Here is a 17,841-nt window from a genome sequence, read left to right on the forward strand (position 1 = left end):
ACAAAATAAATTTGGTCAAATCATTTTTGCAAAGCACTTTTGTACACGTAATGAAAAAGCAATTACAAAATAATCATTGGTGGTGGCATACAAACTCTAAAAGGGGCTTGTAAGCTGCTGTTGATGTTTTATTAAACACCATATTCAGGCCCCGATTTAATCGGGGCTTTTTTTTTGACATTTTTTAAGGGCATCTTTTAATGAAAAAGATAAACATTACCACCAATTGTAAAAAGCTGCTGGCCGACGTATTTACACCGGTAGGCATTTACCTCCGGGTTCGCGACCGCTTTCGCGACACGGTGCTCCTCGAAAGCACCGATCACCACGCAGCCGATAACAGTTACTCTTTCATTTGTATCAATGCCATTGCCGGTATTGAGATCACTTCTTCAAAAAGCATCGAATTCAAATTGCCAGGCCTGCCTCCCGAAAAAACAGCCATCTCAAACAGCGCCGAAGTGCCCGAAAAGCTGTGGGAATTCATGCAGCGCTTTGAAGTAATCCCGCCAGACGGGGGCAGCCGCGAAACAAAATTTGCCCAGGGTTTATATGGCTATACTACCTACGATGCCGTACAGTTCTTCGATACCATTCAACTGGGTGTTGAGCGCAAATCGCCCGAAGGCAAACCCGTTGTTCCCCTTATGCGGTATCGCCTTTACCAATATGTTATTGCCATCAACCATCATAAAGATGAGCTGTTCATATGTGAGAACACCATGCCGGGTGTTGAAAGCGAAGGGGCTGTTGTTGAATCGTTGATCCGCAGCAAGGATGTTCCGGTATATCCTTTTAAAACAAAAGGTGCCGAAGCATCGAACATGACCGACGACGATTATATGAATATGGTGAAGAAAGGGATCCAGAGCTGCCTGCGTGGCGATGTGTTCCAGATCGTACTGAGCCGGTGTTTTGAGCAGGGCTTTACCGGTGATGAATTTGCTGTATACCGCGCATTGCGCAGCATCAACCCTTCACCTTACCTGTTCTTTTTCGATTATGGCGATTACAAGCTGATGGGTTCTTCACCCGAAGCGCAGCTCATTATGAAGAACGGAAAGGCGGTGGTTCACCCTATTGCGGGAACCTTTAAACGCACCGGCGATGATGAAACCGATCAGCGCGAAGCAGAACGCCTGTTGCACGATGCCAAGGAAAACGCCGAACATGTAATGTTGGTCGACCTGGCCCGTAACGACCTGAGCCGCCTTTGCGATGAAGTAAAAGTTGATCACTATCGCGAAGTGCAATATTATTCGCACGTGATACACCTGGTGAGCGAAGTGAGTGGTAAAGTGCGTGCCGGCAGCAATCCGTTTGCCCTGCTGGCCAAAACATTCCCTGCCGGTACATTGAGCGGCGCACCCAAATTCAAGGCCATGGAACTGATCGATGCTTTTGAGCCTACAGCCAGAAGCTATTATGGTGGCGCCATCGGTTTTATGGGTTTCGACGGACAGTGCAATCATGCTATTATGATCCGCACGTTCATGAGCCGCCAGAACAAACTGATATACCAGGCCGGCGCCGGTATTGTAGCTGCCAGCAAACCTGAAAGCGAATTACAGGAAGTAAATAATAAACTGGGCGCATTGAAAAAAGCGATCGTTTTTGCCCAGGAGATAATTTAACAGGTGCCCGGCTGCAGGAAGGCTATCAGCGTCCCTTGCGTCGCACACTTCAGCAGCATAACATAAATGAACAGTATGAAGATCCTTGTTTTCGATAATTACGACTCCTTTACCTACAACCTGGTACACCTGGTTGAAAAGATCCTGCATCAGAAAGTAGATGTATACCGCAACGACCAGATCCCATTGGAAAATGTAAAGGCGTATGATAAGATCATTTTATCACCAGGCCCCGGCATACCCGAAGAAGCGGGTTTGTTGCTGCCATTGATAAAAGAATATGCCGCTACCAAATCTATCCTCGGCGTTTGTCTGGGGCACCAGGCCATTGGTCAGGCATTTGGCGGAAAGCTGGTTAACCTTAGCACCGTGTATCATGGCGTGGCCACACCGGTGCAGATCATTAATCGCGATAAACCATTGTTCAACGGTTTGCCCGATGAATTTGAAGTAGGCCGTTATCACAGCTGGGTGGTTAGTGAAGAAGGGTTTCCAAAAGAGTTAACCATCACTGCCCGCGATGCCAATAATTTCATTATGGCATTGCAGCATAAAAAATATGATGTACAGGGTGTGCAGTTTCATCCGGAGAGTGTGTTAACACCAAGGGGAGAAGACATCTTACGTAACTGGCTAAAGGTCTGAACTGGGATTAGTTGGATAGATGGGATAGAGGGGATATTTGATGCGAGTGAGGTTTTACTTTAAAACCTCTTTTATGGCAAGCTTTAAGTACGGAGAAATAACTGAAAAAATTATCAGTGCATCATTTAGAGTACACAATACCCTGGGCAATGGGTTCAGGAAGTGATTTACCAGCGGGCGTTGGAATTGGAATTGAAAGCAATAGGTATGATTTATACCAGGGAATTTGAAATGCCAATATATTATTTAGATCAACAAATAGGTACAAGAAGAGTTGATTTTTTAATTGATGGAAAAATAAGTGTAGAGTTGAAAGCAATAATTAAACTTGAAGATGTGCATTTTGCGCAGGCAATGAATTATCTGGAAGCATACAATCTTGAAATAGGCCTGTTAATCAATTTTGGCAGCAAAAGATTGGAATTTCACAGATTCACAAATAAAAAATTTAATGATAAACTTATGCAACATTCAACGATATCCAACCTTTCCCATAAATCCCCAAAATCCCAGTTCTGACAATGAAAAAGATTCTACAATATTTGTTCGAACATAAAACCCTCAGCCGCGAACAGGCTAAAGATGTTTTATTGAACATAGGTAAAGGAACTTACAATGAACATGAAGTAACGGCCTTTATGACTGTATACCTCATGCGCAGTGTAACCATCGAGGAACTGCAGGGATTTCAGGATGCCCTGCTCGAACTGTGTGTAAAAGTTGACCTCAACGGTTTCCCCGTAATTGATATTGTAGGAACCGGCGGCGATGGAAAGAATACATTCAATATTTCCACCCTCAGTTGTTTTATAGTGGCCGGCACCGGGCAAAAGGTGGCCAAGCATGGCAACTATGGTGCTTCCTCAATCAGCGGTGCTTCCAACGTAATGGAACAGCTGGGGTATAAATTCAAGAACGACCCCGACCGGCTGAAGAAAGAAGTAGACGAGGCCAATATCTGTTTTTTACATGCGCCCTTGTTTCACCCGGCATTGAAGACCGTAGGCCCAATCAGAAAGAACCTCGGCATGCGTACCTTCTTCAATATGCTTGGTCCCATGGTGAACCCGGCCTTTCCGCCATTTCAGTTGGTAGGTGTATATAATCTTGAAATGGCGCGCATCTATAATTACCTGTTACAACTTACCGATAAAGCCTTTACCATTATTCACGGGTTAGATGGATATGATGAAATTTCACTGACCAACGATACCAAGGTGATCACCAATAATGGCGAAAAGATCATGACGCCTGAGCAGTTGGGAAAACGCATGGTAAACCCAACGGATATCTATGGCGGTAACACTGTGGAAGAAGCAGCTAAAATATTCATAAAGATCCTGAAGGGCGAAGGAACCTGGGCGCAAAATGCGGTGGTGCTCGCCAATGCGGCCATGGCCCTGCATTGCACCGGCAACTTTAAAACTTATGACGATGCATATGCAAAGGCTGTAGATAGTTTAGAGAGCGGTAAGGCAAATGAAGCCCTGAAGAAACTGGTTGCATTACAATAATTCAAGATACTCGATTCCCAATATGAATATTCTCGATAAAATAATAGCGGTCAAACGTAAGGAAGTAGCTGAAAGAAAGGCCCAAACACCCGTCAACGCGCTGGAAAAACAGGAATTGTTTACACGTTCGGTATTATCGCTTGGCGGGTTTTTGCTCGATGAAACCAAAACCGGCATTATTGCCGAGTTTAAAAGAAAGTCGCCGTCAAAAGGTATCATCAACGGCGCGGCGGATGTAATTGAAGTTACCTCGGCGTACGCCCGGTATGGCGCATCCGGATTATCGGTACTCACCGACGAAAGTTTTTTTGGTGGCAGTACGGCCGATCTTATAAAAGCGCGGGTGAACCAGGTGCCCATTCTGCGCAAGGATTTCATGATCGATGAATACCAGATCGTAGAAGCCAGGGCCATGGGGGCCGATGTGATCCTCCTGATCGCTGCCTGTTTAACCCCGGCCGAAGTAAAACGGCTGGCAGCCTTTGCCGCTTCTTTACAACTGGAAGTATTGCTCGAGCTGCATGCCGAAGAAGAGCTGGAACATATTTGTGATGAAACAAAGCTGGTAGGCATTAACAACCGTAACCTGAAAACATTTGAAGTAGATATTGAGCGAAGCCTGCGAATGGCGGAGCGCATCCCGGCCGATAAAATAAAAATTGCCGAAAGCGGCATCAGCTCGGTGGAAAATATCAGGCTTTTTAAAAAACATAACTTTCGTGGGTTCCTGATAGGGGAAAATTTTATGAAAGAAGCTCAACCAGGCGAAGCATTTCATAAATTCATAGCGCAACTGGAAACAAAGTAATGTAGCGATTGCATGGCCAAAACCCTAACACTTAAAAATCTGACAACGCTATGCGAGTAAAAGTTTGCGGTATGACATTACCTGAACAGCTGGAACAACTCGGCGGTTTGGGCGTCACCTTTGCCGGATTTATTTTTTATCCAAAAAGTCCGCGCTATGTTTTCAAAGGCCTTACCACCAGCCAGATCAGGAAAGAGAACGGCATCAACAAAGTGGGCGTTTTTGTAAATGCTTCTATTGAAGAAGTGTTGCACATGGTTGATGAATGCCGCCTGCACATGGTACAGTTACATGGCGATGAAACCCCGAAGTATTGTGAAAAGATCGCCGATTATGTATCGGTAGTAAAAGCGTTCAGGATCAGTGAGAATGATAATATTGAATGGATGGTAAAACCGTATATGGATGTATGTGATATGTTCATGTTCGATACAATGGGAGCAGGATACGGTGGTACCGGTAAAAAGTTCAACTGGAATATGCTGAAAGACGCTTCCATTGGTAAACCTTTTTTCCTGAGCGGTGGTATTGAACCGGGCGATGAAGACCAACTGAATGAATTTGCCAAACTGCCGATCGGCAAAGCCTTGTTCTCGGTAGATATCAACAGCAAATTTGAGATCGGTCCGGGTATAAAGGATATGGCAAAGGTGAAGGAGTTTGTGACCAGGTTGAACAGCCGCTATTAAATTTTATGCTATGATACAGATACGAACGGCCCTTGAAACAGATCTGGAAGCCATGCTGGAAATATACAACGACGTTATTGTAAATACGACGGCTGTATACGATTATAAACCGCATACGATGGAAATGCGGCGCCAGTGGTGGCGTACCAAACAGGAGCAGGGCTTTCCGGTATTTGTAGCAGAAGAGGATGGCCGTATAGTAGGATTTAGTTCAATAGGCCCCTTTCGTGCCTGGGCGGCGTATAAATATTCTGTTGAAAATTCAGTATATGTCGCAGCTGATCAACGCGGCAAGGGTATTGGAAAAAAATTGATCGCGCCCCTGATCCGGGCTGCAGAACAATTGAACATGCATACCATTATCGCGGGCATCGATGCTACCAATGAAGCCAGCATCATGCTGCACCGGAGCCTGGGTTTTGCTGAAGTAGCCCGGTTTAAACAGGTGGGTTACAAATTTGGCCGCTGGCTCGATCTTACCTTTATGCAGTTGCTGCTGAAAACACCGCAGCAACCGGTTGAAGAGTAGAATAACAGGCAATTAAACGGCATACTATGATAAAATTAGGCATCATGGGTGATTTTGTTGCTTCGAATGCTACGCATATTGCCAACAACGAAGCATTTGATCACGCCGCCAGCCGGTTTGGCAAAGCTTTTCAGTACGAATGGGTAGCAACCGACCGCATTGAACCCGAATTTGAGACCATCATTCATTCGTACCAGGGATTACTGATAGCACCCGGTAGCCCGTATAAAAGCATGTCGGGTGTATTGAAGATCATTGAATACGCACGAACGCACCAGCTACCTGTATTAGGCACCTGCGGTGGGTTTCAGCATATGATCATCGAGTTTGCCCGTAATGTACTGGGTATAACCGATGCAGAGCATGCAGAATCAAATCCGTACGCATCACGCCTGGTAATAAACCCGTTGAGCTGTTCGCTGAAGGGCCAGCAACTCGATATTGAAATAATAGAAAAAGATTCATTGGTATATTCCATTTTTAATACCAATACGATCACTGAAAATTATTATTGCAATTTCGGATTGAACCCCGAATACCAGGAACAGATCCATAAAGCCGGTTTTGCCATGGTAGCCAGTGATAAACATAATGAAGCGCGGATCATGGAGCTGAAAGGCCACCCTTTTTATGTGGCCACGCTTTTTGTTCCGCAGGTGAATTCAAATTATGAAAAACCGCATCCGATTTTAATAGCACTGCTTAAAGCCATGGAACAGTACAAAGAAGAAGGGGTTAGGGCGTAAGCAGCTAAACAATTTTACAAATGACGACAACAACATATCAGCAACCCAATGCACAGGGGTATTATGGAAAGTTCGGTGGCGCATTCATTCCCGAAATGCTGCACCGCAATGTGGAAGAACTGCGATCGAAATACCTTGATATTATTTACGATCCTGCTTTCCAGAAAGAATTCAGGTCCCTGTTACACGATTATGCCGGCCGGCCAACGCCCTTGTACCTGGCGCAACGCCTGAGCAAACAGTACGGCACAACAATATACCTGAAACGCGAAGACCTGTGCCATACGGGCGCGCATAAAGTGAATAATACTATCGGGCAAATATTGCTGGCCGAGCGGTTGGGCAAAAAACGGATCATTGCCGAAACCGGTGCCGGACAACACGGCGTGGCTACCGCTACCGTATGTGCGTTGAAAGGTGTGGAGTGTATTGTATATATGGGCGAAAAGGACATTGAGCGCCAGGCGCCCAATGTGGCCCGTATGAAAATGCTGGGTGCCACGGTAATCCCCGCCACCAGCGGCAGTAAAACCCTGAAAGACGCCACCAATGAAGCCATCCGCGACTGGATCAATAACCCCGTCGACACGCATTACATCATTGGCAGTGTGGTGGGGCCGCATCCCTATCCCGATATGGTAGCCCGTTTTCAAAGCGTGATCAGTGAAGAAATACGGTGGCAGTTAAAAGAAAAAACCGGCAGTGAATTACCAACGCATGTACTGGCCTGTGTGGGGGGCGGAAGCAATGCAGCCGGTGCTTTTTATCATTTCCTCGAAGAGCCTTCAGTACAATTGGTCGCTGTTGAAGCATCGGGCCATGGCGTACACAGCGGGCTTAGCGCTGCTACCACCCAGTTAGGTAAACCGGGTGTATTACATGGCAGCAAGAGCCTGGTGATGCAAACCGAAGACGGACAGGTGGTGGAACCGCACAGCATTTCAGCCGGTTTGGATTACCCCGGTATAGGTCCCCTGCATGCGCATTTATATGATTCGGGCCGGGGCGTCTTTTTGAGCGCTACCGATGAACAGGCCCTGCAGGCTGCTTTTAACCTGGCCAAACAGGAAGGTATTATTCCGGCGCTGGAAAGCTCTCATGCACTGGCCAGCCTCGAATTCCTGAACCCGGAAAAACCCAAACAATCAGAAGCGCCCATACCGCCAAAAGCGCTGTTCACCAAAGATTCGGTAGTAGTGGTTTGTTTAAGCGGAAGAGGTGATAAAGACATGGCTACGTATATGAAAGCTATGGAAATGAAATAAATGAGGTTGCAGGTTACAGGTTCCAGGTTACAAGGGATCTGCGACCTGGAACCTGAAACCTGTAACTTGTAACTTGAAACTAGAATGAATCGAATTCAGGAGTTATTCAACCAGAAGAAGGGTAACATATTAAACGTATACTGTACGGCCGGCTTTCCGCAACTGGAAAGCACGGTGCCGGTAATGAAAGCATTGCAGGATAGCGGGGTAGATATGATAGAGCTGGGAATGCCCTACAGCGATCCGCTGGCCGATGGCCCCGTGATACAGGCAAGCAGCACCAAAGCACTGGCCAATGGCATGACCATCGCAACCCTGTTTGAACAGTTAAGAGGTTTTCGCCAGCAGGTGTATGTACCGGTTATCTTAATGGGTTATATGAACCCTGTTTTACAATATGGGTTTGAAAAGTTTTGTCAGCATGCGGCCGATGCGCCCATTGATGGACTTATTTTACCTGACCTGCCAGAGTATGAATTTGAAACAGAGTACGGCCCCATTATACAGCGTTATGGCCTGAACTTTATTTTCCTGGTAACACCTGAAACTTCTGAGGAACGCATCCGCAAACTCGATAGTTTAAGCACCGGTTTCCTGTACGCGGTTTCTTCTTCTTCTACCACGGGGAAAGACAAGGATATGAACGCCGTGAACGATTTTCTGCAGCGTTTGCAGAATATGAAACTCAAAAATCCGGTACTGGTTGGCTTTGGCATCAAGGACAAGCCTACCTTTCAACAGGCATGTGAGCATGCGAATGGAGCCATTATTGGCACCGCATTCATAAAAGCAATTGAAAATACTGCTGATGTGGAAGGGGCAACCAAAAAGTTTATAACTGATATTAAAAGCTGAGATATATAAATAATGGACCTGGTAATTATAAAATACAATGCAGGTAATATTCAGTCGGTACTGTATGCGCTGGAACGCATTGGGGTGAGTGCGCTTGTTACCGATGACTACGAAAAGATCCAAAGCGCCGGTAAAGTGATCTTCCCCGGAGTAGGAGAGGCCAGCAGCGCCATGCGGTACCTGAAAGAACACAAACTGGATACCGTAATAAAAAACCTGCAGCAACCCGTGCTGGGTATTTGCCTGGGCATGCAGTTGATGTGTGCTCATAGTGAAGAGAACGATACTACCTGTTTGGGGATCTTCGAAGAGCAGGTAAAGCAGTTTGCCCCGCCTGCGGGAGAGAATGGGAAGGGCATTAAAGTGCCACAGATCGGCTGGAATAATATCTTCAATCTGAAGTCAGCACTGTTCAGTGAATTGCCCGAAAACAGTTATTGCTATTTCGTACATGGGTATTATGCTGCATTGGGCGAACACACCATTGCAACAGCAGATTATATACAACCTTATAGCGCGGCCCTGCATAAAAATAATTTTTATGGCGCCCAGTTCCACCCCGAAAAAAGCGCCAAAGCAGGAGAACAGATATTGAAGAACTTTTTGAGCCTGTAAAATGATAATACAACCTGTTCCTTTAACCGAAGTGTGGGCCATGCGCCAGGCGGTAATGTACCCGCAGGAAAGTATTTCGTTCGTTCAGCTGGAAGATGATGAGCGGGGTTTACACTGGGGATTGTATGATGGCGGAGAACTGGTTTCAGTGATCTCGCTGTTCGATAAGGATGGCGCCATACAGTTCAGAAAGTTTGCCACCCGAACCAGTCACCAGGGCAAAGGATATGGAACTACCTTGCTGAAACATGTAATGGATTGGGCCCATGCCAATAAAAAAATAAGCATCTGGTGCAATGCCCGGTTAACTGCTACCGGTATTTATAAAAAATTCGGTATGCAGGCGGTGGGAAAAACCTGGCAGAAATGGGGGCTTGATTTTATAAAAATGGAAAAACAATTATTGCAATCAAAGCATATGCAGATCATTCCGGCTATTGATATTATTGATGGAAAATGCGTGCGGCTGACGCAGGGCGATTACGAACAAAAGAAAATATACAATGAGCATCCGTTGGAAGTGGCCAAAGAATTTGAAGATGCAGGCCTCAAACGCCTGCACCTGGTTGACCTGGATGGTGCCAAAGCAGGCGCTGTAAAGAACTGGAAAGTGCTGGAGGCCATTGCCGGCAAAACTTCGCTGGTCATTGATTTTGGCGGCGGCATTAAAACTGAAAAGGATGTAAATATTGTATTTGATTCAGGCGCAGCATTGGCCACCATTGGCAGCCTGGCCGTAAAGAATGAAGAGGAGTTTGTAAAATGGCTGTTGCAATTTGGGGCCGAAAAGTTCCTGCTGGGCGCCGATGTAAAAGAGGAGAAGATCACTGTAGGCGGCTGGCTCGAGACGACCAATATTTCGATTTATGATTTTCTGCAAAAGTATGTTGACCATGGCGTGCAACAGGTGTTTTGCACCGATGTAAGTAAAGACGGTTTGCTGGCCGGTCCGTCGGTTGAGCTGTATAAAAAGATCATTGAACGTTTTCCTTCGTTACATTTCATTGCCAGCGGCGGTGTAAGCTCCCTGAACGACCTGGAGAGTTTGGACGCTATTGGTTGCAGTGGCGCCATTGTAGGAAAGGCGATCTATGAGAATCGAATATCCTTAGATGACCTGAAGGTATTCAGCAAGTAGCGATTTAGAGATTTCTGATTTAGTGATTTAGAGATTTCATTTGTTTCAGACTAATACCGGTATTTCAATCTCAAAATCGCGAAATCAGAAATTTGTTACACTTAGCTTTCGATAAAGTACATTGACCACTGAAGACTCAGTAAAAAAAGTATAATAATGTTATGTAAAAGAATCATCCCCTGTCTGGATATAAAAGATGGCCGTACGGTGAAGGGGACCAATTTCGTTAATCTTCGTGATGCCGGTGACCCGGTTGAACTGGGTGCATTGTATGCACAACAGGGGGCCGATGAACTGGTGTTCCTTGATATAACCGCTACGGTTGAGAAGCGGAAGACGTTGCGCGAACTGGTGAACCGTATTGCACACCACATCAATATTCCTTTCACGGTGGGCGGCGGCATCAGCAGTGTTGATGATGTAAGCGCCTTGCTGCAGAACGGAGCCGATAAGATCTCCGTAAATACCGCTGCATTTAAGAATCCACAATTGATACAGGACCTGTCGAAAGAATTCGGCAGTCAGTGCGTGGTACTGGCCATTGATACCAGGCAGGAAGAAGATGGCGAATGGTATGTGTACCTGAATGGTGGCCGCACCAAAACCGAAGCCCGTTGTTTCGATTGGGCAAAACAGGGTGTTGACCTTGGCGCGGGTGAAATATTGTTGACCTCCATGAACCACGATGGTACCAAACAGGGTTTTGCCCTCGATATTACCCGCAGGCTGGCAACGCAGCTACCGGTACCAGTGATAGCATCGGGTGGTGGCGGTACCATGCAACATTTTGTTGACGTATTTGAACAGGCGCAGGCCGATGCCGCCCTGGCCGCCAGCATATTTCACTTTAAAGAAATCGCAATTCCCGAATTAAAGGGATATTTGCACGATAAACAGATTGCCGTAAGATTATAACCCTATGGTATTTGTAGTAGCCATCATCGCCCTGTTGATATTTATATACTTTAACCGGTATATACAACGCAAGCGCGACGAGCGGCGGGAGCACTGGCGGGAAAGAAGGGAAGAACAATTACAGCAATTTTTTGAGGCGAAAAAAAAGCACAGTAGCGAACAGAGCGGTGAAGTGAATGATCCCGGCTAATGTACGGGACAGGCACAACCGAAGCAAAATAGTAGCACTGCAGCCGGGTACAAAATAGCATTGACCACTCAATTAACGATCATGAAAGTTGATTTTAAAAAATACAGCGACGGCCTGGTGCCGGCCATTATCCAGGACTTTGTGACCCATAAAGTACTGATGATGGGTTTTATGAACGAAGAGGCCCTGAAGAAAACGATGTCTGAGGGTAAAGTGACTTTCTTTAGCCGCAGTAAAAACCGGCTGTGGACAAAAGGCGAGGAGAGCGGCAACCATTTGCTGGTAAAAGAGATCCTGTCTGACTGCGACAACGATACCCTGCTTATAAAAGCCCAACCGCTGGGCCCTACCTGCCATACTGGCGCCGATACCTGCTGGAGCGAACGCAACCATTCAGAAGACTTTTTGTATTACTTGCAGGATATCATTGAGTTACGTAAAAAGAGCGAAGACGAAAAATCATATGTACGCCAGCTTTTTAATAAAGGCATCAATAAAATAGCCCAAAAAGTGGGTGAAGAAGCGGTGGAACTGGTAATAGAGGCCAAGGATAATAACGAGGGCCTTTTCTTAAATGAGGCTGCCGATCTGCTTTTCCACTATTTGGTATTACTTAACGCAAAAGGTTATAATTTGCAACAAGTGGTCGGCGTATTACAAAACCGGCACTCCAATAAAAAGTAATATGAAGAAGCTGATAGCAGGACTTTTCTTACTACCTGTTGCGGTGATGGCGCAGCAAAAGGGATTTGTTATTACTGGTACGATCACCGGTTTGGCCGAGAATTCCCGGGTAACATTGGTTGATCTCAACAAACCTACTGATACCCTGGCTAAAGGCCTGGTAACCAAGGGCACATTTGTGTTGAAAGGAAGCGTGGCAGAACCCAATCTGCATCAGCTGAATTTTGATGTGGCCGGCAAGAAATCGGTATTGTTTATTGGTAATGAGAACATAACCATAAAAGGCAATATCGATAATGTGCAGCAGTTCGACGTTAAAGGTTCTGTGGTGAACAATGACTTTGTAGCGTTCCAGAAAATATTCAATCCACTGTTTCAAACGCTCACCGGGCTGAATCAGAAAATGTACAGCAAGCCGAATGGCCAGGCCGATGATTCATTGATAGCTGCCTCTAAAAAGGTTTATGACGAAATTGTAGTGGCTATTGACAAATATGTGGCTGAGAAAAAGGCATCCCCGGTAACTCCCTTCCTGCTGGTGGTTACCCGCGAGCTGGAACAGGACCCCATTACGCTGGAAAAGCGGTTTAATATGCTGAGCCCGGCCGGTCAAAAGGGTTTTTATGGTAAAATTTTACAACAGAGCATAGCCGAGGGCAAAATAGGGTCCATTGGCAGCGACGCCATTGAATTTACCCAAACCGATACTACCGGTAAACCGGTTTCATTAAACTCTTTCAGAGGCAAATACGTACTGGTTGATTTTTGGGCAAGCTGGTGCCGGCCCTGCCGCATGGAAAACCCGAATGTGGTAACCGCGTATAACAAGTTTAAAGACAAGAACTTCACCGTGCTGGGTGTATCGCTCGACAAGGCCCGCGAGTCGTGGATCCAGGCTATAAACGATGACAGACTTACCTGGACACAGGTAAGCGACCTTAAATTCTGGAGCAATGAAGTGGCCCGGAAATATAAGATCGAAAGCATTCCGCAGAATTTCCTCATTGATCCCAATGGAAAAATCGTAGGTAAGAACCTCCGTGGCGCCGACCTGGATGCCAAGTTGTGTGAGTTGCTGGGATGTAAGTAGTTCACCCCCAGGCCCCCTGAAGGTGGAGTAATTAAGATTAGTAGGATTCCATAGAAAATATTAAAAGGCCGTCTGCTCGCAGGCGGCCTTTTAATATGTATCAGGTATTTGGGGTATTAGTTTACATCTTTCCCCTCCTGCAACGTCTTTATCATCTTCTCCACATTGGTCTTATTGCCATTATCAGGCGCCTGGGTAAGGGCTTTCTGGGCAAAACCCAATGCCTTTTTATAATCACCTATAGCTGAGTAACCACGGGCCATACCTACCTGGGTAGTGAACTCATTCGGGTTCTTATCGAAGTTGAGTTTGAACACCTCAAACGCTTCCTTACTCTTTTTCTGTTGCAATAGTTGACGGGCATAGGCATGCAGCTGTTGTACCGTTCCCATTGGCAATGCTTCCTTCATGAGGGCTTCTGCTTCGGCATCCCGGTTGAGCTTTTTTAAGAAACCGGCCTTGGTGCTCAACGTTACAAAATTCTTCTCCCCTATAAATTGTAAATTAATGGCATCATCGGCCCATTTCATCCCTTCTTCGAGATTGATATTGTTCTGCAGGCAGAATTGAGCTGCCTGGTTAAAGCTTTGCCAGCCGGGGTTAAAAGCCTTATCACTGCGCAGCTCCCGGCGGAAGCTTTCCAACTGCAGATTGTTATAATCCGTTTCTACTTTAAAAGGGATCTTCAGTTTTTCCCACGTTAATGCAACGGTGGCGCCGGTATTGGTTTCATCAGTGAACGCATACGTTAACCATTCCACGCTTTTATCGAGCGGTTGGGGTTTTACTTTAACCCGCAACGCATCTTCTTTGGGATCATAATAAAAACTGCCCCAGGAAGTGGAGTTCTTCGAGAAGATAACAATGCATTCCTGAGGATCGTAAGCAATAAAGAAACCGTATTTACCGGCAGGCAGGGCTTGCCCCTCAATGCTTACCGGGGTCGAAAATTCAATGGTCGTGTTTTCGTTGGCGCCCGCCCGCCAGGGTGCGGCTTTGCTGGTACCAAACCCAAGATCGTTAAAGCCCTTTTGTATAAGGTCGCCCCAGATCTTTCCTTCACGGCCTTTTACGGCCGGCCGGTCGTAATTAATGGTGACATCGGTGATACCGATCCGTTCGCCCACCATGGCCTTTTTGTTACCACCATTCGGCGGGGTCATTAATTGCGAGTAAGAAGCGATACAGCAGGTAAATGCTATGCAAGCAAGCAAGGTCTTTTTCATGTCAGGTAGTTTTGAAATATAATCTACGTACTATTTCAAAGCCACTGACCTAATATTATATGTGTTGTAAAAGGGCGGGGGTAGAAGGTTATAAGAGGCGGTTACCGGTTATCAGTTACCGGTTGCCGGGTACCTGTTACCAGACCTTTAATGTCGAATTGCTGTTTGCAATCGGGCTCTCCGAATTTTTTGCCTGGTAACCGGAACCCAGTAACTGGTACCTGTTACCAGGCCTTAAATGTCGAACTCTCTAATTGCAATCGGGCTCTCCGAATTTTTGCCCGGTATCCGGAACCCGGTAACTGGTACCTGTTACCAGGCCTTAAATGTCGAACTCTCTAATTGCAATCGGGCTCTCCGAATTTTTGCCCGGTATCCGGAACCCGGTAACTGGTACCTGTTACCAGGCCTTAAATGTCGAACTCTCTAATTGCAATCGGGCTCTCCGAATTTTTGCCCGGTATCCGGAACCCGGTAACTGGTACCTGTTACCAGGCCTTAAATGTCGAACTCTCTAATTGCAATCGGGCTCTCCGAATTTTTGCCCGGTATCCGGAACCCGGTAACTGGTACCTGTTACCAGGCCTTAAATGTCGAACTCTCTAATTGCAATCGGGCTCTCCGAATTTTTGCCCGGTATCCGGAACCCGGTAACTGGTACCTGTTACCAGGCCTTAAATGTCGAACTCTCTAATTGCAATCGGGCTCTCCGAATTTTTGCCCGGTATCCGGAACCCGGTAACTGGTACCTGTTACCAGGCCTTAAATGTCGAACTCTCTAATTGCAATCGGGCTCTCCGAATTTTTGCCCGGTATCCGGAACCCGGTAACTGGTACCTATTATTTAGTCATCTTTCTTTCCAAAAAGCCTTCTGAAGAAACCTTTCTTTTTCTTCTGTTCATCGGGCAGTATAGAATCTTTGGGAAGCTGGTTCCTGCTGTTGGTGGCTTCTTTCAACACCTTTTGTTCTTCCATTGCTTCTTTAGATTCGGTTGGAATGTTCTGGGTATCAGGCTTGCCCAAATAGGCATCGGCAGCCCCATTGCCTACGTCTTCTCCTTCGGCACCGGGTGGTGGCGTATGATCAATATAATTGCCCATGTCGTAAAACTGATCGTTCCGCAGGCTTTCGGGCCGTACAAATTTGGCCTGTTTGTCGAGGCCCAGCGAATTATCGGCAAAGGCTTTGGTAAAGAAGTATTCCCAAATGGGCCGGGCGGCAGCGCCACCATAACCCAGGCCGCTTTCCAAACGGATGAACCGGTCGTCGCAACCGATCCAAACGCCGGCGAGCAGTTGCGGTGTAAAGCCAAAGAACCAGGCGTCTGAATTATCGTTGGTAGTACCTGTTTTTCCGCCCATTTCGGCAACGCCTAAGCGGCCGCGTAAACCGGCTGCGGTACCATAATCAACCGGGCCCTGCATCATGCGGGCCATGGTATAGGCCGAAGCCTGGCTTATCACTTCCTTGCGGTCTGTATCAAAACGTTGAAGCACATTGCCATTCTTGTCTTCAATACGGGTGATATAAATAGGTTTTATGCTGAACCCGCCTGTGGGGAACATGCTGTAGCCCCACATCATTTCGTATAACGACAGCTCACAGGATCCCAAACTAATGGAAGGGTAGGGTGGAACCTTTGTTGGTATATTGATCTGGTGCAGGAATTCGGCAAACCGTTCGGGCGTGGTTTGCTTAATAATGTAAGCGGCTACTTCATTTATAGAATAGGCCAAACCGGTAGCCATGGTGCGTGTACCCGATACTTTGGGGTTGGGTTTTGCAGGCACCCAGCCTCTGACTTTAGGGAAGTATTGCTGCACCGCTTCGCACTGTGTTTCGGGTGTAAAGCCGTATTCATCTACGGCCAGCGAATACAAAAATGGTTTTATGGAAGAACCAACCTGCCGTTTTGTTTTCAGGTTGGCATGATCGAATTTGTAGTTCTTGAAATCAATACCGCCCACCCAGGCCTTTACCTGTCCGCTCATAGGATCGGTGACCATAAAGGCAGTCTGCAGCATTTCGCGGTGGTATTTGATGGAATCGAGCGGCGACATAATGGTATCTTTCTCGCGCTTATTATTCCACGCAAATACTTTCATGTGCACTTTTTGTTTGAACGATTTTCTGATCTCATCATCGCTCAAACCTTCGGCCTTGAGGTTGCGCCAGCGATCAGAATTACGCATATTGCTTTCCAGCACATTCTCGTGTCCTTTCCAAACGGCATCAGTTTTTAAACTTCTTTGGGCCGCCAGAACGCGTTGCAATACCGGCAGGTGTTTGGCCACTGCTTCTTCGGCATACAGCTGCATGCGCGGGTTAATGGTGGTATATACATGCAGGCCATCTTCGTAGATGTCGTAATTTTCGCCATCCTGTTTTTTATGTTCGGCACACCATTTTTTTACATCATCCCTTATTACATCCAGAAAGTAAGGGGCAATACCATTGTTCTCGTTAAGCTTTTTATAGTTGAGGCGAATAGGTTCTTTTTTCAGTTTAGCGCCATCTTCCTGATTGATCTTATCATTACGCATCATTTGATCGAGCACGGTATTGCGGCGTTCAAAAGATGATTTGTAATTGGTGCGGGGATTATAAGTGCCGGTGGCTTTCAGCATCCCGATCAGTACGGCGGCTTCTTCCACATTCAGGCGGTCGGGTTCTTTTGAGAAGAAAGTGCGTGCTGCATTGCGAATGCCATATACGTTATCGCTGAATGAAACGGTGTTCAGGTACAGGGCCAGTATTTCCTGTTTGGTGAAATTCCGTTCCAGCTTAACGGCAATGATGTTCTCTTTTAATTTCTGAATTAAACGGGCGAACTTGTTATCGGCCCTTTCATCGAACATATTGAGCGCGAGCTGTTGTGTAATGGTACTACCGCCGCCTTCCTTCCCCATAAAGAAAATGGCGCGGGCCAGTGATTTACCATCGATGCCCGAGTGATCGTAAAACCGTTCGTCTTCAGTGGCCACCAGCGCGTCAACCACATGGGGCGAAATGTCTTTATACTGAACAAAACTGCGGTTGCCTTTTTCTTTATAGTATTTCCCCAGCATGGTGCCATCATCACCATATACCTCGGTAGCCAGGGTAATGGAAGGATTTTCCAACTGGGCTAATGAAGGCATTTTTCCAAACAAGCCAAAGCTTATGAGGGTGATGAACAGAACAACTACCAGGAAACCGATCAAAAAGATTTTCCAGAATATTTTAATGGCGCGCGTCATAGTTGGGCGTTTTGAAAACCGGGAATTGGAGCCGGGATTTTACGAGTTGCAAAAATC

Annotated in this window: 17 protein-coding genes and 1 pseudogene; 16 read left to right on the forward strand and 2 right to left on the reverse strand. The window is 46.4% G+C overall.

Annotated elements, in window-relative coordinates; all coding sequences use genetic code 11:
* Nucleotides 1-200 precede the first annotated feature (200 nt).
* The 16 genes and pseudogenes from A3860_RS20540 to A3860_RS20615 all read left to right on the forward strand — a co-directional run bounded on the left by A3860_RS20540 (nt 201) and on the right by A3860_RS20615 (nt 13,317).
* The gene (locus tag A3860_RS20540) at nt 201-1,634 is read left to right on the forward strand and encodes an anthranilate synthase component I family protein (RefSeq protein WP_081149196.1); all 1,434 of its coding nucleotides are present in this window, start codon (nt 201-203) and stop codon (nt 1,632-1,634) included.
* A 75-nt stretch (nt 1,635-1,709) separates the two neighbouring features.
* Entirely contained in the window at nt 1,710-2,279 is a 570-nt protein-coding gene (locus A3860_RS20545; protein ID WP_081149198.1) for an anthranilate synthase component II, read from the forward strand.
* Nucleotides 2,280-2,435: 156 nt separating this feature from the next.
* Nucleotides 2,436-2,798: pseudogene (locus tag A3860_RS20550) on the forward strand (GxxExxY protein); the annotation flags it as partial.
* A gap of 2 nt (nt 2,799-2,800) precedes the next feature.
* Nucleotides 2,801-3,793 (forward strand): anthranilate phosphoribosyltransferase, encoded by a 993-nt coding sequence (gene trpD, locus A3860_RS20555; protein ID WP_081149201.1) that lies wholly within the window; start codon nt 2,801-2,803, stop codon nt 3,791-3,793.
* 22 nt (nt 3,794-3,815) lie between these two features.
* Nucleotides 3,816-4,601, forward strand: coding sequence for an indole-3-glycerol phosphate synthase TrpC (gene trpC, locus A3860_RS20560; protein WP_081149202.1), 786 nt, complete (start codon nt 3,816-3,818; stop codon nt 4,599-4,601).
* Between the two features lie 50 nt (nt 4,602-4,651).
* Complete coding sequence (locus A3860_RS20565; RefSeq protein ID WP_081149205.1) at nt 4,652-5,290, forward strand: phosphoribosylanthranilate isomerase; 639 nt, start codon at nt 4,652-4,654, stop codon at nt 5,288-5,290.
* A gap of 10 nt (nt 5,291-5,300) precedes the next feature.
* Entirely contained in the window at nt 5,301-5,819 is a 519-nt protein-coding gene (locus A3860_RS20570; RefSeq protein ID WP_081149208.1) for a GNAT family N-acetyltransferase, read from the forward strand.
* A 26-nt stretch (nt 5,820-5,845) separates the two neighbouring features.
* Entirely contained in the window at nt 5,846-6,565 is a 720-nt protein-coding gene (locus A3860_RS20575) for a CTP synthase C-terminal region-related (seleno)protein (RefSeq protein ID WP_081149211.1), read from the forward strand.
* Between the two features lie 20 nt (nt 6,566-6,585).
* Nucleotides 6,586-7,830, forward strand: coding sequence for a tryptophan synthase subunit beta (gene trpB, locus A3860_RS20580; protein ID WP_081149212.1), 1,245 nt, complete (start codon nt 6,586-6,588; stop codon nt 7,828-7,830).
* An 84-nt stretch (nt 7,831-7,914) separates the two neighbouring features.
* The gene (gene trpA, locus A3860_RS20585) at nt 7,915-8,685 is read left to right on the forward strand and encodes a tryptophan synthase subunit alpha (RefSeq protein WP_081149215.1); all 771 of its coding nucleotides are present in this window, start codon (nt 7,915-7,917) and stop codon (nt 8,683-8,685) included.
* A 12-nt stretch (nt 8,686-8,697) separates the two neighbouring features.
* Complete coding sequence (gene hisH, locus A3860_RS20590; RefSeq protein ID WP_081149218.1) at nt 8,698-9,300, forward strand: imidazole glycerol phosphate synthase subunit HisH; 603 nt, start codon at nt 8,698-8,700, stop codon at nt 9,298-9,300.
* A 1-nt stretch (nt 9,301) separates the two neighbouring features.
* Nucleotides 9,302-10,438 (forward strand): 1-(5-phosphoribosyl)-5-[(5-phosphoribosylamino)methylideneamino]imidazole-4-carboxamide isomerase, encoded by a 1,137-nt coding sequence (gene hisA, locus A3860_RS20595; RefSeq protein WP_081149220.1) that lies wholly within the window; start codon nt 9,302-9,304, stop codon nt 10,436-10,438.
* A 156-nt stretch (nt 10,439-10,594) separates the two neighbouring features.
* A complete protein-coding gene (hisF, locus tag A3860_RS20600; protein ID WP_081149222.1) occupies nt 10,595-11,353 on the forward strand; it encodes an imidazole glycerol phosphate synthase subunit HisF in 759 nt (252 codons plus the stop codon).
* A 4-nt stretch (nt 11,354-11,357) separates the two neighbouring features.
* The gene (locus tag A3860_RS20605; RefSeq protein WP_081149225.1) at nt 11,358-11,543 is read left to right on the forward strand and encodes a hypothetical protein; all 186 of its coding nucleotides are present in this window, start codon (nt 11,358-11,360) and stop codon (nt 11,541-11,543) included.
* Between the two features lie 81 nt (nt 11,544-11,624).
* Nucleotides 11,625-12,227 (forward strand): bifunctional phosphoribosyl-AMP cyclohydrolase/phosphoribosyl-ATP diphosphatase HisIE, encoded by a 603-nt coding sequence (gene hisIE / locus A3860_RS20610; protein ID WP_081149227.1) that lies wholly within the window; start codon nt 11,625-11,627, stop codon nt 12,225-12,227.
* A gap of 1 nt (nt 12,228) precedes the next feature.
* On the forward strand, nt 12,229-13,317 hold the full coding sequence (locus tag A3860_RS20615) for a TlpA disulfide reductase family protein (RefSeq protein WP_158085314.1): 1,089 nt from the start codon (nt 12,229-12,231) through the stop codon (nt 13,315-13,317).
* 116 nt (nt 13,318-13,433) lie between these two features.
* On the opposite strand, the gene A3860_RS20620 is transcribed toward A3860_RS20615, so the two are convergent.
* A complete protein-coding gene (locus A3860_RS20620; RefSeq protein ID WP_081149232.1) occupies nt 13,434-14,543 on the reverse strand; it encodes a DUF2911 domain-containing protein in 1,110 nt (369 codons plus the stop codon).
* Between the two features lie 844 nt (nt 14,544-15,387).
* Nucleotides 15,388-17,784, reverse strand: a complete 2,397-nt coding sequence (locus A3860_RS20625) for a penicillin-binding protein 1A (protein ID WP_081149235.1) — start codon at nt 17,782-17,784, stop codon at nt 15,388-15,390.
* Nucleotides 17,785-17,841: the final 57 nt, after the last annotated feature.

This window comes from Niastella vici, assembly GCF_002077945.1.
Lineage (GTDB): Bacteria > Bacteroidota > Bacteroidia > Chitinophagales > Chitinophagaceae > Niastella > Niastella vici.

Excerpts from the sequence above, each read along its gene's own strand:
- A3860_RS20540 (WP_081149196.1), top strand. The coding sequence starts at position 201 with ATGAAAAAGATAAACATTACCACCAATTGTAAAAAGCTGCTGGCCGAC.
- A3860_RS20545 (WP_081149198.1), top strand. The coding sequence starts at position 1,710 with ATGAAGATCCTTGTTTTCGATAATTACGACTCCTTTACCTACAACCTG.
- trpD (WP_081149201.1), top strand. The coding sequence starts at position 2,801 with ATGAAAAAGATTCTACAATATTTGTTCGAACATAAAACCCTCAGCCGC.
- trpC (WP_081149202.1), top strand. The coding sequence starts at position 3,816 with ATGAATATTCTCGATAAAATAATAGCGGTCAAACGTAAGGAAGTAGCT.
- A3860_RS20565 (WP_081149205.1), top strand. The coding sequence starts at position 4,652 with ATGCGAGTAAAAGTTTGCGGTATGACATTACCTGAACAGCTGGAACAA.
- A3860_RS20570 (WP_081149208.1), top strand. The coding sequence starts at position 5,301 with ATGATACAGATACGAACGGCCCTTGAAACAGATCTGGAAGCCATGCTG.
- A3860_RS20575 (WP_081149211.1), top strand. The coding sequence starts at position 5,846 with ATGATAAAATTAGGCATCATGGGTGATTTTGTTGCTTCGAATGCTACG.
- trpB (WP_081149212.1), top strand. The coding sequence starts at position 6,586 with ATGACGACAACAACATATCAGCAACCCAATGCACAGGGGTATTATGGA.
- trpA (WP_081149215.1), top strand. The coding sequence starts at position 7,915 with ATGAATCGAATTCAGGAGTTATTCAACCAGAAGAAGGGTAACATATTA.
- hisH (WP_081149218.1), top strand. The coding sequence starts at position 8,698 with ATGGACCTGGTAATTATAAAATACAATGCAGGTAATATTCAGTCGGTA.
- hisA (WP_081149220.1), top strand. The coding sequence starts at position 9,302 with ATGATAATACAACCTGTTCCTTTAACCGAAGTGTGGGCCATGCGCCAG.
- hisF (WP_081149222.1), top strand. The coding sequence starts at position 10,595 with ATGTTATGTAAAAGAATCATCCCCTGTCTGGATATAAAAGATGGCCGT.
- A3860_RS20605 (WP_081149225.1), top strand. The coding sequence starts at position 11,358 with ATGGTATTTGTAGTAGCCATCATCGCCCTGTTGATATTTATATACTTT.
- hisIE (WP_081149227.1), top strand. The coding sequence starts at position 11,625 with ATGAAAGTTGATTTTAAAAAATACAGCGACGGCCTGGTGCCGGCCATT.
- A3860_RS20615 (WP_158085314.1), top strand. The coding sequence starts at position 12,229 with ATGAAGAAGCTGATAGCAGGACTTTTCTTACTACCTGTTGCGGTGATG.
- A3860_RS20620 (WP_081149232.1), bottom strand. The coding sequence starts at position 14,543 with ATGAAAAAGACCTTGCTTGCTTGCATAGCATTTACCTGCTGTATCGCT.
- A3860_RS20625 (WP_081149235.1), bottom strand. The coding sequence starts at position 17,784 with ATGACGCGCGCCATTAAAATATTCTGGAAAATCTTTTTGATCGGTTTC.